Origin of the sequence: Pseudomonas sp. NPDC077186, from assembly GCF_044543505.1 — a bacterium.
In the GTDB taxonomy this organism is placed as follows: Bacteria; Pseudomonadota; Gammaproteobacteria; order Pseudomonadales; family Pseudomonadaceae; genus Aquipseudomonas.
On the sequence record NZ_JBITWE010000003.1, the window covers coordinates 710,021 to 724,204 of the forward strand.

At 58.3% G+C, this 14,184-nt stretch carries 12 protein-coding genes and 1 pseudogene; 4 read left to right on the top strand and 9 right to left on the bottom strand.

Features of this window, described 5'->3' with window-relative positions; translation table 11 throughout:
- Positions 1 to 293: 293 nt before the first annotated feature.
- The 5 genes and pseudogenes from ACIGKL_RS15255 to ACIGKL_RS15275 all read right to left on the bottom strand — a co-directional run bounded on the left by ACIGKL_RS15255 (position 294) and on the right by ACIGKL_RS15275 (position 7,229).
- The gene (locus ACIGKL_RS15255) at positions 294 to 1,238 is read right to left on the bottom strand and encodes a hypothetical protein (RefSeq protein ID WP_124148040.1); all 945 of its coding nucleotides are present in this window, start codon (positions 1,236 to 1,238) and stop codon (positions 294 to 296) included.
- Positions 1,231 to 3,333 (bottom strand): site-specific integrase, encoded by a 2,103-nt coding sequence (locus ACIGKL_RS15260; protein ID WP_033947092.1) that lies wholly within the window; start codon positions 3,331 to 3,333, stop codon positions 1,231 to 1,233. The genes ACIGKL_RS15255 and ACIGKL_RS15260 overlap by 8 nt, the downstream gene beginning before the upstream one ends.
- Positions 3,330 to 5,684 carry a hypothetical protein gene (locus ACIGKL_RS15265; protein ID WP_397487423.1) on the bottom strand — a complete coding sequence of 785 codons (2,355 nt, stop codon included), beginning with the start codon at positions 5,682 to 5,684 and terminating at the stop codon, positions 3,330 to 3,332. Before ACIGKL_RS15265 ends, ACIGKL_RS15260 begins: the two co-directional genes overlap by 4 nt.
- A gap of 86 nt (positions 5,685 to 5,770) precedes the next feature.
- Positions 5,771 to 5,995, bottom strand: a pseudogene (locus ACIGKL_RS15270) (radical SAM protein); the annotation flags it as partial.
- Positions 5,996 to 6,239: 244 nt separating this feature from the next.
- A complete protein-coding gene (locus ACIGKL_RS15275; RefSeq protein ID WP_397487425.1) occupies positions 6,240 to 7,229 on the bottom strand; it encodes a bile acid:sodium symporter family protein in 990 nt (329 codons plus the stop codon).
- Positions 7,230 to 7,310: 81 nt separating this feature from the next.
- On the opposite strand from ACIGKL_RS15275, the gene ACIGKL_RS15280 reads away from it, so the two are divergent.
- Positions 7,311 to 8,102 carry an AraC family transcriptional regulator gene (locus tag ACIGKL_RS15280; RefSeq protein ID WP_397487426.1) on the top strand — a complete coding sequence of 264 codons (792 nt, stop codon included), beginning with the start codon at positions 7,311 to 7,313 and terminating at the stop codon, positions 8,100 to 8,102.
- Positions 8,103 to 8,606: 504 nt separating this feature from the next.
- Here the strand turns inward: ACIGKL_RS15280 and ACIGKL_RS15285 are convergent.
- Positions 8,607 to 8,876 (bottom strand): YheV family putative zinc ribbon protein, encoded by a 270-nt coding sequence (locus ACIGKL_RS15285; RefSeq protein ID WP_021443280.1) that lies wholly within the window; start codon positions 8,874 to 8,876, stop codon positions 8,607 to 8,609.
- Positions 8,873 to 10,966, bottom strand: coding sequence for an oligopeptidase A (gene prlC / locus ACIGKL_RS15290; protein ID WP_397487427.1), 2,094 nt, complete (start codon positions 10,964 to 10,966; stop codon positions 8,873 to 8,875). Before prlC ends, ACIGKL_RS15285 begins: the two co-directional genes overlap by 4 nt.
- Before the next feature lie 87 nt (positions 10,967 to 11,053).
- Between prlC and ACIGKL_RS15295 the strand changes: the two genes are divergently transcribed.
- Both ACIGKL_RS15295 and ACIGKL_RS15300 read left to right on the top strand, forming a co-directional pair.
- On the top strand, positions 11,054 to 11,596 hold the full coding sequence (locus tag ACIGKL_RS15295) for a gamma carbonic anhydrase family protein (protein ID WP_397487428.1): 543 nt from the start codon (positions 11,054 to 11,056) through the stop codon (positions 11,594 to 11,596).
- Positions 11,596 to 12,249, top strand: a complete 654-nt coding sequence (locus tag ACIGKL_RS15300; protein WP_397487429.1) for an HAD family hydrolase — start codon at positions 11,596 to 11,598, stop codon at positions 12,247 to 12,249. Before ACIGKL_RS15295 ends, ACIGKL_RS15300 begins: the two co-directional genes overlap by 1 nt.
- Before the next feature lie 5 nt (positions 12,250 to 12,254).
- Here the strand turns inward: ACIGKL_RS15300 and ACIGKL_RS15305 are convergent, their stop codons facing one another.
- Both ACIGKL_RS15305 and ACIGKL_RS15310 read right to left on the bottom strand, forming a co-directional pair.
- Positions 12,255 to 12,485 carry a DUF1161 domain-containing protein gene (locus ACIGKL_RS15305; RefSeq protein ID WP_397487430.1) on the bottom strand — a complete coding sequence of 77 codons (231 nt, stop codon included), beginning with the start codon at positions 12,483 to 12,485 and terminating at the stop codon, positions 12,255 to 12,257.
- 61 nt (positions 12,486 to 12,546) lie between these two features.
- The gene (locus ACIGKL_RS15310; RefSeq protein ID WP_397487431.1) at positions 12,547 to 13,608 is read right to left on the bottom strand and encodes an aminopeptidase; all 1,062 of its coding nucleotides are present in this window, start codon (positions 13,606 to 13,608) and stop codon (positions 12,547 to 12,549) included.
- Positions 13,609 to 13,694: 86 nt separating this feature from the next.
- Here ACIGKL_RS15310 and ACIGKL_RS15315 point away from each other — a divergent pair, with 86 nt between their 5' ends.
- Positions 13,695 to 14,117, top strand: coding sequence for a hypothetical protein (locus ACIGKL_RS15315; RefSeq protein ID WP_397487432.1), 423 nt, complete (start codon positions 13,695 to 13,697; stop codon positions 14,115 to 14,117).
- Positions 14,118 to 14,184 lie beyond the last annotated feature (67 nt).

A 14,184-nucleotide genomic window follows, 5' to 3' on the forward strand; every position in this document is an offset into this window, starting at 1 on the left:
TCCTAACCGCTGCTCTAATTCTTCATCATGAGTTAAACCATTTTGGTGAGCACAATTGGTATCCGCACTGCGCCCATAAAGAACACCATGCGCTCTTAATTCGGACTCAAGATCACGAAGCTGAGTTACTACCTGTGAGTTTTGATAAATTATGCTTCGCTGAATCCCACACGCTTCAACCAGCTTTACTCTTGAAAGCCTAGTCATATCTGCTGAAACGAAATCAGCCCAGTCTCCCAAGAGACGTCGCTCTTCAACAAACGATTGGAAACGCTTTAGACCATTCACTGATTTCAAGCCAAGATGATTGAGTCGAAATTTTCGCTGAATTGTATTTCTTCGAACCGCGCAGCCACAACTTTGATGGATGAAATATTCAATTCAAGAGCCGCACCATTGAACTGTTTTTCGGCCCTAGAGATACAGGCATCAAGGCCTAGACTAAATCGAACACAGTGCACAGGCGCGCTAAATTCTTTCCTAACCCTAGAAACTAACAAATTCCGAGTTGAAACTGTATCACTTGCTCCACAGACATATAAGGATACACCTGGAGTAGGTGGCTTGTGATTATCAATCCAAGATGACTTGCCGCACATTGGAAGACCACACATTATGTAGACTGCGGTAACAAGTGAAGATCGATTCTGACTAGATAACGAATCCAGTTTCTCCAAAAAACTCAGAATGGCCTCAGAATCTGAGACTGCATTAGGCACTTCCAAAATAATCTTTGAAGTGATAATTCCTGATACCGCAGGAGTTAATGATTCAGCAAGAGCCGCCTTGAGATCTGCACGTAGGATTGCGTTCTGATTCTTCTGATGAGTTAGCTCTTGAAGGAGCTTAGCCTTCTCAACTTGCTTAGCAGGCTTTTCACTAGCCAACGCAAAGTAATATTGTACCCTGTCGATCAACTGATTATATGTGGTGCTAGCGCGCTCCCTTAGTAGGGCTAACTGCTCCTCCAACTCTTTCAGTCGATGATGTATTTCTTGAGTATTTTTGAGTGGCTTTTTGATATCCTCACTTGAATCCTTTGCATAAACCCCAGAATGAGTTGTTCCTTTTATGACTTCTCTGACCTTCACCCAGTCAGGATCATGCTTTTGATTGATTGTTGCACGACCGACACCGGATAATTTAGAAACTTCCATCACTGATAACTTTTTTCGGCCGTCGCTTTGGAGCGCTGAAATAGTCGCATACACCCGATTGAGGAGATCCTGCTTAGCCATGCGCTACCTGCTTTAGGAAAATATGTGCTTCATCCCCTACAACCTCGTGAAGTCGCTTAAAGGCTTCAGCGATACGCCTCTGCGAATATTCCTTCTGAGTCGCTCCACAGTACCTATGCTTAATCATATTATCGTGGAAAATTATCTCATTTTTTAATGATGGAACATTGGCCTCGACAAATGCAGCATATCTACAATTATATGGGTCACACGCAAACAAGTTTGGATGAAGCCTCGACCCAGGGCTATCATTCTTAGCATCACAAGGTGACTCGCTGGTAAGACCCGGCGTTCGCATACAGATTGCAAGATTCGTTCTATGCAGAAGCTTCACACCTTCATCAAGCAAAGAGGCGACATACTGACTTAAACTCTCTTTTCCCGCGTTTTGCAATTTAGCCCTGAGTATTGGAGAAGAATTAGCAGTCTTGGCCAACCTTTTGCCTCCAATGCCCCCAATTTGACCGGAAATTACACCTTGCAAAACCTCGACGAGAATTTCCGTATTTTCTTCAATCAACGTAGCTTTGACTTCATCGTTCACGCCAGGTAAAGAAAGGATGTACCTTAACGTCATTTTTAAGCTGCGGTGAGAAAAGAGGCGTTTAATAATTTCAAGATTCCGCGAATCTTGATGAATTATATAAAGTGCAAGTGACTTCCGAAAACGATGTGGGTGTACTCTATAATCAATACCCAGGTTGTTTGCCACTCGATTGCAAGCTCGCTCTACCACAGTGGACTGCGGAGTGTTTCCAAAACTAAACTTTGGTATCTTGACAAACAGATAGTCGTGATTAGCGTAAGCACGAGCATCACGCCCTATTTCAATTATTACTTCAATTGCGTCAGCAGCAATTTTTGGGATAGGTATTGTTTTAATGTCGCCCTGTGACGAAATAGAGGTTTTGAAAACAGTATAAGTAAGCCAATAACCCTCAGACTTAAACGAAAGACAATCCACCTTAAGTCCAATGACCTCTGATCGGCGCATCCCAGTAAGGCACAGAAGAAGCACGATACACGCATCGATTAGAGAGACAACAACGCTAATCACAGCAGTTTGATTTATATACTCCCCCTCATCATTCTCATGCGTTCTTTCCTTGATTTCTATTCCCCACCAGGGAATACCGCTATCTAGTAACTTAGGTTTATAATCCCTAAATCTTTTAACTCCCTCAACGGACGCCGTTGACACACCAAAATTTATCGCGGCAAGCTTTTCGGGGTTCTCAAAAGCACCTACTATGGTTGGCGCAAAATTTTTATACAGCCAAAGGACGTCATCGCTATAGTTTTCAACAAACCCCACACAGTATCTAAATATTTCTGCATAGTCATCGAGCGGAATGGGTTCGAAAGGTCGACAGGACTCGTCGTATTCTCTTCTATATTTGGCGACAAGCTCTTTAGTTACGTATGAATCGTATAGTGAGTACTCTGACGGAAGCATACCCATCGATGACACGCCCTGCCAGAAGGACATTAAGTAACAGAATTCCCACTTGATCCCAGATGTGGGCAGCGACTCTATATAGTGCTCCACACTCGACTTGGCCAAATCATTCACCGTCCTAAAACCTGGTGAATTTTCCGAACCTAAATATAGACCTTCGGCATGAAACAACCCGACAAGTCTTAATACTTTTGTTTTATCTGTCTCAAGAGATGTATAAGCATTAATACGACCATGAATTCCGAAATGCGGTACACGGTAAAATAGTAGCGCCCTAGCAATATTCACCCAATGTTCGTGTCCTACTCCACAAACATTCACGCCATACATATTCACATAATCAAAATTGATGCGTATGGGAAATCCATAAGGGGAGGGGTAATCCCCAAAATCCCAAACCGGATCGCCGAAAGAGCTTCTAGGACTTACCCTAATATAACTCCACTCGTTCTTATCAATTCTGGAAAGATTTAGTAAATTTACACTATCGCAAATGATCCCAAGTGAAGAGTCGCCACTCAGAACCTCATCATCTTCTTCAGTAGCGATAGGCTCTAACTCTTCCTCGTGACAACCCAGTCCATTCCTTATTTCTTCTAAAACGGCTTTTATTTGGTCACGTGTTGGAGTTGTCATGAGAGCCCTATCATTGTCAATGGCAGTGCAAAACCGTTATGTTCCGATCTATCTATTGCCTCAGCAACCTCAATCGGATCCCCCCAGCCCTCTAGAACCCCCTTCCACGCTAAATACTCAGCGCGATAGCTTTTCTCCCATTCTAAGGGATTTAACCGCTCCCTCAGACCGTCAAGGTCGGAAATTCTTCTTGCAATAAAAGGTAATGCTTCTTTGAAGATCACACACTGTGAGCATAACGGGCAACGATTGAAGTAGTTGCAAGGCGTATCCGTCCTAAGAAAACTTTCAGCGCCTGGCCAATCTGGTCGTCTTGAATTTAGACAACTTGCAATGAATGTCTGACCTTCCGGAGAAAGCAACTGTATTACCGAATCTTCAGAAGAATTCAGCCTACCGACTAATGGTGCAACAACTGACCGTAGTTCTTCTTTGCTACCGCAGCGTAGAGTGGCTTCACGCAGCTCAACCAAAGACACATCTGTAAGAAGATTTGCTGAGTAACGCCTAAAATCTTCTTCATGCTTTCTCTGAATCTTCCTTAGACGCCCATTTAATATTTCTGCCGACCCCCAGTCACTATCATAATGATTCACTGTGGTATCGATATCCGAATGCCCCATCATTGCCGAAACTTCGTCTATATCTAAACCCTGTTCTCTCCGTCGAGTTTCGTAAGTAGTTCGAAGACGTTTCGTTTCAATTCTGGGGGATTTGGTATCCGTATCCAATTTTATGCGGTGGCGATGTAGAAACTCCGTTGATGCGTGCCCAAAATTCGTAGTGGTCACCGGCGTGCATAAGCGACCAAACTTATTCCACAGATTCTTCGAAATGACACACTGAAATAATTTACCATTTAAATAATGAGGCGACGACAAATGCTTGGTTACTTCAGCGGCAACAAAGCGCAAGATCTGATACGCGCCAAACTTATCTCGCTTGTTTGATCTATGCATTTGGCTTTTGTCGGACCGTCCCTTGTACCCATAAATAATCACATAGTCATCATCCAAAAGGTCTTCTTCTATGTGGTTGTCTAGGTTATCGCTTATCGATACAACAACCTCAAAATTCCAGCCCGTCTGCAACATCACGAAGAGAAAGAATGGGAATAAAGTTGCCATTGTGAAAGCTACTCTGCTGAAGTACGCCATTTGTCCTACTTCATAGGGTAGGTGTTCTGGCCCAACCCTCATATACATCAAGGCCGACCGTAATCTTTTTTCCAGCGTAGAATATTTCTTGTTTGTTCCGTGAGCGGTGTTTTTACTCCACTCAGAGGAAAACAGATGTCCAGCTTCCTCGAAGCTCACTTGCATAGGCCAATCAGGATAAAGCCTCCCTACATTAGCAGTTGCAATTCGCCCAGATTCTTCTCGATCACAGCCATACACCATCCCCCTTTCACTCACCTCAGTACCAACTACAGAGCGCCCTTTAGCCGCTAGTTCGTGGGCGCGGTCTCGGTAAATGCCGAGAAACTTCTCTATACTTATTCCATTTGCCCGTATGTATTCTTTAACATCTCCAGTGGAGCGTATAACCCACTCAAACCCTTTAATGTGTGTCGCCTTGATTGACCCGTTGGATCTTTTAGTTTGCTCTTTTACAACCAGGTCAAACATCAAGTTTTCTAATGAAAGATCGTATGCCAGAATTGGCTTCCCGCCTTCCACTACACCGTTGTAACTCTCCATCCACTTCATAATAAACTTAATATCGATCAAGCATCCCTCCACAAGCTTATTATGAATCTCCCTGCTGTATCCTTCTGTTACTTGCTCGTTCATCCCAGGTCCAGTCGGCCATTCAAACCCTTTGCCGACCCAGCTCTGCCCTTTATATTTATTCTTCAACGAAAGGAAGATATTTTTTAATGCGCCGTATCTTTTTCTATTTACGGTGCGACCTGGATACGAACGAATTAGAAATGACCTAAAATTCACGCATACCTGCCCATCGACATCAGCAACACCTTTGACTGATTTATTGATCGGCTCAGCGCTATTAAGAAACAGCACAAACTCTTGAATTGAGTAATAGATGTCTTGATGGGATTGATATGTGATCAATCTCTTTGCGGAATGGAGCTGCGCACCTATAAGTAACTGCTGGACAATTAATTTATGGTGCGGATACTCAGTGACAAGGTCTGTGAAGTCACGGACGTATTCCCTTGTGCCAGTAGTCTTGTTTCGGACAAGCAACCCTTGAGCTGAAACATCGACTTGTCCCCTTGCAGTGCTTCTTTTTTGGATTGCTTGGGGGGTGTTTTCTGGCAGCTTGCGCTGGAGGAGCGATCGTTCACTCGACTCAAGGGCAGACTTGGAGAAGGGTTTGCGTGGCATCTGACCTCCAATTGGATTGGGTCTTTAGCCAGCAATATCAAGCATCACTAGACAGTCTGGCCATACATTTTTGTTTCGACGATAACGTGCTCGCAGCCGCGGTAAGGGTTGATCGAGCGGTCGAAGGGCAGGTCCGGCGACTGGTTGCGGCTGATGATGGTCTTGGCGGTTTCCGCGCGCACCTCGGTGGCGCGGCTCGGCGGCACTTCCTCGAACCAGCCGTCGTCGCTGGCGATCACCCGGGTCGGGGCGAAGCGGTTATGCGGATTGCTGGCGGTGCCACGGCCACGTGGCGGCAGGCTGGCGGACATGCTCGGACTCCTCGATATACTGTATAAAAATACAGTTATTTTGCGTCCGAGCAAGTGCCGGTCATCAGCTGTAGGTTGGGTTGAGGAGCCCGCGACCAAGCCCAACGAGCGAGGGTGGGCACGATGCCGAGGCCAGGTCACCAGGTGCCGTCGTTGGGCTTCGCTGCGCTCGGCACCAAGCTACCTCGTAGCCCGGATGCAATCCGGGGCATGTGCCGCTATCGAACCGTGGAGCGCATCCGGGCTATACCGGGGCGGCCTCCTGCGCCATCTCCGGGCGCTTGGCATAACGTTGCGCCAGCACCGCGCAGACCATCAGCTGGATCTGGTGGAACAGCATCAGCGGCAGGATCAGCAGGCCGATGCTGCTGCCGGCGAACAGCACCTGGGCCATGGGCACGCCGGTGGCCAGGCTCTTCTTCGAGCCGCAGAAGAGGATGGTGATGCGGTCTTCCAGGCTGAAGCCCAGCCACTTGCCGAGCAGGTGGGTGAGCAGCAGCGCCAGCGCCAGCAGCACGCAGCAGGCCAGTACCAGGGCCAGCAGGGTGAGCAGCGGCACCTGCTGCCACAGGCCGCCGATCACCGCGGCGCTGAAGGCGGTGTAGACCACCAGCAGGATCGAGCTCTGGTCGACGTACTTCAGCCAACCCTTGTTGCGGGTCACCCAAGCGCCGATCCAGCGCTGCGCGATCTGCCCGAGGATGAACGGCAGCAACAGCTGCAGGCTGATCTTGCCGATGGCGTCCAGGGTCGAGCCATTGGCGCCTTCCACGCCCATCAGCAGCGCCACCAGCAGCGGGGTGAGGAAGATGCCGAGCAGGCTGGAGGCGGCCGCGCTGCAGATCGCCGCGGCGATATTGCCGCGCGCCAGCGAGGTGAAGGCGATGGCCGACTGCACCGTGGCCGGCAGGGCGCAGAGGTAGAGCATGCCCAGGTACAGCTCGCTGCCGATCAGCGGCGCCAGCAGCGGCTTGAGCGCCAGGCCGAGCAGGGGAAACAGCACGAAGGTGCAGGCGAATACCAACAGATGCAGGCGCCAGTGCCCGGCGCCGGCGAGGATGGCCTGGCGCGACAGCTTGGCGCCGTGGAGGAAGAACAGCAGGGCGATGGCCAGGTCGGTGATCCACTCGAAGGCCACGGCCACCTGGCCGCTGGCGGGCAGGACGGTGGCGATCAGCACCACGGCGAGCAGGGTCTGGGTGAAGGCATCGGGCAGGAAGCGGCGCAGGGACATGGCGACTCTCGGGCTTGCGGTGCGGGAGGCGGCCACACTATCGTGCTGGAAAATTTCCGGCTAACGCCAAAGGGCCAGCAAGTGTCGCCAAACAGACATTCGGATACCGTTCATCGCAGCCTGCCCGAGTTGCCGAGCCTGCCGCGCCCGCTATACGGTCGGGTCGAATCGCTGAGCAACCGCGCGCTGACCTTCCGCCACAGCCACCCCTGGGTGCAGCTGTCCTACGCCATCGCCGGGGTGCTCGAGGTGCAGACCGCCGGCGCCCGCTTCGTCGCCCCGCCGCAGCGCGCGGTGTGGCTGCCGGCGGGCGTCGAGCACCGGGTGCTGAGCTCGCCGCGCACCGAGATGCGCAGCCTCTATATCGACGGCAGCGCGGTGCCCTGGGGGCCGGACGCGTGCCGGGTGCTGGCGGTCAGTCCGCTGCTGCGCGAGCTGATTCGCGGCTTCAGTGCGCTGCCGGTGGAATACGACGAACAGGGCGCGCCCGGGCGCCTGGCCGCGGTGCTGCTGGACCAGTTGCGCGCCGCCCCGGAGGTGGCGCTGATGCTGCCGCTGCCGCAGGACGCGCGGCTGCGCGAGGTGTGCCTGGGGCTGGAGGATGCGCGCCTGCGCCAGCTCGGCCTGGGCGAGTGGGGCGAGCGCCTGGGGGTGTCGGAGAAGACCCTGAGCCGGCTGTTCCTGCGCGAGACCGGGCTGAGCTTTCGCGCCTGGCGTCAGCGTCAGCGCCTGCTCGATGCGCTGACCCCGCTGGAGCAGGGCGAGCGCGTCACCGACGTGGCGCTGGCCTGCGGCTACGACTCGCTATCGGCCTTTATCGCCGCTTTTCGCCGCCAGTTCGGCGCCACGCCGGGGGAGTTCTTTCGCGATTAGGATCGAGGGCGGGTGCAACTCGCCTGCAGCAATCGCCACGATTCGTAGGGTGGGTTAGCCGCTTGTCACCGGGTCTGAAAAAGCCGCTGTGCCTGCTGCGGCGTAACCCACCATCGGCGCAACACGGCCTATCGCCTGGTGGGTTACGCGGCGCGCTGCCCTTATCGGCGCTTGCAGGATCAGCGTTCTGCGCCGCTAACCCACCCTACGGGAATGCCCCAATCGCGACGATTCGTAGGGTGGGTTAGCCGCCTGTCACGGAGGTTAAAAAACCGCTGTGTCTGCTGCGGCGTAACCCACCATCGGTGCAACACGATCTATCGCCTGGTGGGTTACGCGGCGCGCTGCCCTTATCGGCGCTTGCAGGATCAGCGTTCTGCGCCGCTAACCCACCATCGGTGCAACACGGCCTATCGCCTGGTGGGTTACGCGGCGCGCTGCCCTTATCGGCGCTTGCGAGATCGGCGTTCTGCGCCGCTAACCCAGCCTACGGATCTTCCTGGGCTAGGTCGGCTCGCTGGGCTTCTTCAGCTTGGGATTGGGGAAGAACTGCACCGCCTGCACCTTGGGATCGGCGGCCTTGGGCTTCAGGCCGCTGACGTTGACCCGCGTGGGGATCTCCTTGGGCACCGAGTTGCCGCGCGCGTCGAGGGTGTCGGCGTAGCCGCAGGCCACGCATTCGCGGTGCGGCACGCCGTCCTCGTCCCACATCTGGATCTTGTCCTGCTCGCTGCAGGCCGGGCACACGGCGCCGGCGATAAAACGCTTCTTCACGCGGCCTCCTGGCTCAGGCCGAGGTGGCGCAGCAGGGCGTCGATGCTCGGCTCGCGGCCACGGAAGTCGACGAACAGCACCATCGGCGCCTGCGAGCCGCCACGGGCCAGGATCGCCTCGCGGAAGGCGCGACCCGTTTCGCTGTTGAACACGCCTTCCTCTTCGAATTTCGAGAAAGCATCAGCGCTGAGCACCTCGGCCCATTTGTAGCTGTAGTAACCGGCCGCGTAGCCGCCGGCGAAGATGTGCGCGAAGCCGTTGGCGAAGCGGTTGTAGGCCGGCGGACGCAGCACCGAGACTTCGTCGCGGATGGCTTCGAGCACCTCCAGCACGCTGCGGCCGTCGCCGTGGCTGGCGTGCAGCTCGAAGTCGAACAGGGAGAACTCCAGCTGGCGCACCATCATCAAGCCGGACTGGAAATTCTTCGCCGCCAGCATCTTGTCCAGCATGGCCTGCGGCAGCGCCTCGCCGGTCTCGTGGTGGCCGGAGATCAGCGCCAGGCCCTCGGGCTCCCAGCACCAGTTCTCCATAAACTGGCTAGGTAATTCGACGGCATCCCACGCGACCCCATTGATCCCTGAGGCGCCGGCATGCTCGACGCGGGTCAGCAGGTGGTGCAGGCCATGGCCGAATTCGTGGAACAGGGTGGTGACCTCGTCGTGGGTCAGCAGCGCCGGCTTGCCGCCGACCGGTGGGGTGAAGTTGCACACCAGGTTGGCCACCGGGCTGATCAGGCTGCCGTCGGCGGCGCGGCGCTTGTCGCGCGCGCCGTCCATCCAGGCGCCGCCGCGCTTGTTGGCGCGGGCGTAGAGGTCGAAGAAGAAGCGGCCGACGTGCTGGCCGTTCTCCTGGATTTCGAACAGGCGCACGTCCGGGTGCCAGCCGTCGAAGCCGGTCAGCTCGCGAATCTCGATGCCGTAGAGCTTCTGCACGATGGCGAACAGGCCGGTGAGCACCTTGTCCACCGGGAACCAGGCGCGCACCTGTTCCTGGGAGATGCAGTAGCGCTGCTGGCGCAGCTTCTCGCTGTAGTAGCCGACGTCCCAGCTTTGCAGGTCATGTAGGCCCTGCTCGGCGGCGAAGGCCTTGAGCTCGGCCAGGTCGCGGGCGGCGAAGGGCTTGCTGCGCACGGCCAGGTCGCGCAGGAAGCTCAGCACCTGCTCGGTGGATTCGGCCATCTTGCTGGCCAGGCTCAGCTCGCTGTAATGGGCGAAGCCGAGCAGGCGCGCCAACTCCTGGCGCAGGTCGAGGATCTCGGCCATCAGCGGGCCGTTGTCGTGCTGGCCGGCGTTGGGCCCCTGGTCGGAGGCGCGGGTGCAGTAGGCGGCGTAGATTTCCTCGCGCAGGGCGCGGTCGTCGGCGTAGGTGATCACCGCGAAGTAGCTGGGGAACTCCAGGGTGATCAGCCAGCCGTCCAGGCCCTTGGCCGCGGCGACCTGCTGCATCTGCGCCTTGGCCGAGTCGGTGAGGCCGGCAAGCACAGCCTCGTCGCTGACGTGCTTGGTCCAGGCCTGGGTGGCGTCGAGCAGTTGGTTGGAGAACTTGCTGGTCAGCTCGGACAGGCGCATCTGGATTTCGCCGTAGCGCTTCTGCTGCTCGGCCGGCAGGTCGATGCCGGACAGGCGGAAATCGCGCAGCGCATGCTCGAGGATGGTCTTCTGCGCCACGTCGAAGCCGGCGGCCTCGGGGCTGCCCGCCAGCGCGTCGTAGGCCTGGAACAGCGGCTTGTTCTGGCCCAGCTCGGTCCAGTACTCGGACAGCTTGGGCAGGCAGGCCTCGTAGGCGGCGCGCAGCTCCGGGCTGTTGCACACCGCGTTGAGGTGGCTGACCGGGCCCCAGGCGCGGCCCAGGCGCGCGCCCAGCTCGTCCAGCGCCAGCACCAGGCCGTCCCAGCTCGGCTCGGCCTGCTGCTGGAGCAGTTCGGCGATGGCCGCGCGGCTGTCGGCGAGGATCTGGTCGATGGCCGGCTCGACGTGCTCGGGTTTGATCTGCGAGTAGGGCGGCAGGTCGAAGTCTTGCAGCAGGGGATTGTTCGCGGTCACGACGAGGCACCTGTGGCGAATGGGTTGTGAAGGTCTGACCCCGGACATCGAAGGAGGATTCCGGGTTGCTGAGACCTGACATGGGGCTCATCTTAATTACAATCAAGCTTTCCCGCAGCCCAGGAGATTTCTATCGTGGCGATTCGCAGCTACCAACAGTTCACCCCGCAGCTCGGCGAGCGGGTGTTCGTCGATGCCAGCGCCGTGGTGCTGGGCGATGTGGAAATCGGCAGCGACAGCTCGGTGTGGCCGATGGTGGTGGTGCGCGGCGACATGCACAGCATCCGCATCGGTGCGCGCACCAGCGTGCAGGACGGCAGCGTGCTGCACATCACCCACGCCGGGCCGTTCAACCCGGCCGGCTATCCGCTGATCATCGGCGACGAGGTGACGGTCGGGCATAACGTCACCCTGCACGGCTGCACCCTGGGCAACCGCATCCTGGTCGGCATGGGCAGCATCGTCATGGACGGCGTGGTGGTCGAGGACGAGGTGGTGATCGGCGCAGGCTCCCTGGTGCCGCCGGGCAAGCGCCTGGCGAGCGGCTACCTCTACGTCGGCAGCCCGGTCAAACAGGCCCGGCCGCTGACCGAGCAGGAGCGCAGCTACTTCGCCTACAGCGCGGCCAACTACGTGCGCCTGAAGGACCTGCATCTGGTCGAGGGGTATGACGGCTGATGCATTACCAGAGCATCCTCTTCGACCTCGACGGCACCCTCACCGACCCGCGCGAGGGCATCACCCGTTCGGTGCAGTACGCCCTGGCCAAGCTGGGCATCGACGAGCCGGACCTGGCCGCGCTGGAGCATTTCATCGGCCCGCCGTTGCTGCAGTGCTTCATGGCCAGCTACGCGCTGGACGAGGCCACGGCCTGGCAGGCGGTCAATCACTACCGCGAGCGTTTCCAGGTCAGCGGGCTGTACGAGAACCGCCTGTTCGACGGCGTGCCGGCGCTGCTCGGCGAGCTGGCGGGGCAGGGCCGCACCCTGTATATCGCCACCAGCAAGCCGACGGTGTTCGCCGAGGAGATCGCCCGGCACTTCGGTTTCGCCGGGCACTTCAAGCGCATCTACGGCAGCGAGCTGGACGGCACGCGCACCGACAAGGTGGCGCTGCTGGCGCATCTGCTGGAGTGCGAGGGGCTGGCGCCGCAGACGGCGCTGATGATCGGCGACCGCAAGCACGACCTGATCGGCGCGCGGCGCAACGGCCTGGATGCGGCGGCGGTGGGCTACGGCTTCGGCAGCTACGAGGAACTGGCCGGCGAGGCGCCGACCTATCACTTCGGCACGCTGGAAGAGCTGCACCGGGCCTTTGCGCCTAATGCATGAGGCGATCAGCCGTTGCGCTGGTAGACGATCTTCTTGCTGCCGCCGTCGCAGCTGCCGACCACCATGCTCTGGTCCGTGACCTCGTCGTTGGCGACGATTTCCAGGGTGTAGCTGGGCACGCCGGCGGCCTGGATCTTCACTTCGATTTCTTCCTTGAGTTCTTCACAGGGCTTGGGCGCGGCCTGCGCGCCGGCGGCGAGCAGCATCAGGGCCAGGGTGGGTATCAGGCGTTGCATCGCTTACCTCCGGTGTCGAGCGAGTCCTGTCACTTTCGACAGGCAGATGGGTTGGCCAGTTCTAGCCGCCGGCCTGCAGCCTGTCCAATGCCGCGCGACGCTCTGCCGGCGGCAGCCGACCAAGGGCGGCCACCGCCCGGTAGAAGTCCGCCCAGTCGCCTGCGTGCTGGGCGAACAGCGCGGCGAAGGCCGGCACCCACTGGTCGTAGAGGCCGAACGGCAGCAGCTTGGCGTTGTTCAGCGGCGCCTCGATCCAGGCATCGAAGCGGCCGTTGCCGGCCCATTCGCGCTGGCGCAGGGCGCGGTAGTCGCGGCGCAGGCGCTCGAACTCGGCCTGCTTGGCGGCGCGCATCGCCACCGCGTCCAGTTCGCTGGCGTACAGCCGCTGCAGGCGCTCGCGGCTGGCCAGCACCAGCTCGACGAACTGCTGGCGCTGGCGCTCGCCGTCGTCCGCGTGGGCTTCGCCGCGGCTGGCGTGCCACTGGCGCAGGCCTTCGCGCTCGACGAAGGTGGCGAAGGACTCGTTGAACGCGGTGTCGCCGGCCAGGTAGTACTGCTGATGCGCCAGCTCGTGGAAGATCACCGCCACCAGGCGCTGGTCGTCCCAGCGCAGCATGGTGTTGAGCAGCGGGTCGTCGAACCAGCCGAGGGTGGAATAGGCTTCCACCCCGCCGATATGGGTGTCCAGGCCCTGCTGGCGCAGCAGCGCGGCGGCGCCGCGGGCCCGGCCCAACTGGTAATAGCCGCGGTAGGCGACGCAGCCGGCGATGGGGAAGCAGTGCAGCTCGGGTTCCAGGGAAAATTCCGGCGTGGCGAACAGGTTCCACACCACGAAGGGCCGGCCGAGGTCGGCGTACAGGCGGTAGCTGCGGTTGTCCGGCAGCTGCAGACGGGCGCTGGCGAAGTCGCGCGCCTGCTGCGCCAGGGCCAGGCGCCGCGCCAGCGGCGGCTCGGTGGCGGGATCGGCGAGCAGGCGCGCGACCGGCTGGCGCGCCTGCAGCAGCTGCCACTGACCCTGGCCGAGGTGGGCGTAGTAGTCCAGGGTCGAACAGCCGCTCAGGGCCAGGCCAAACAGGGCGGGCACCAGGCGGCGCAGCAGGGAAAGGGGGGCGGCGAAGGGCATGGCGCCACGCTACCCCATCGCCGCGGCTGCCTCCAGCCTCGAATAGGCGTAGGCTGGAAATCTGCTACGACTGACCGGAGGTCGCCATGCGTGCCCTGCTTATCGCCGCCGCGCTGCTGCTGCTCGGCGCCTGCGCTTCACCCCTGCCGAAACCCGACCCGCAACAGGCCTGGGTCGATCTCTACGCGCCGGCCGGCGACCTGCTGATGGCCGACCGCCTGGACCGCAAGCGCTGGCCGGACGGCCGCTACTTCCAGGTCGGCCCCGGTGCCCACGAACTGCTGGTGCGCCTGCAGTTCGAGGCCAGCCGCGGCGGCGGCATGGGCTTCACCAGCGAACCCTTGCTGCTGACCTGCGAACTGCGTCTGCGCTACGACCAGTTCGCCGCCGGCCAGCGCTACCGGGTGGAGGCCCGCTCGATGGCGATGACCGCCCAGGCCTGGCTCTACGACGAGCAGCGCAACGTGCTGGCGCGCGGCAAGGTGATGCGCTGCGGCACCGCGATCTAGCTGAGGCGGCAGCGTCCGCACCTCGTCCGAGCAGCAGGCTGGACAACGCGTAGCCTGTCCGCCGGCT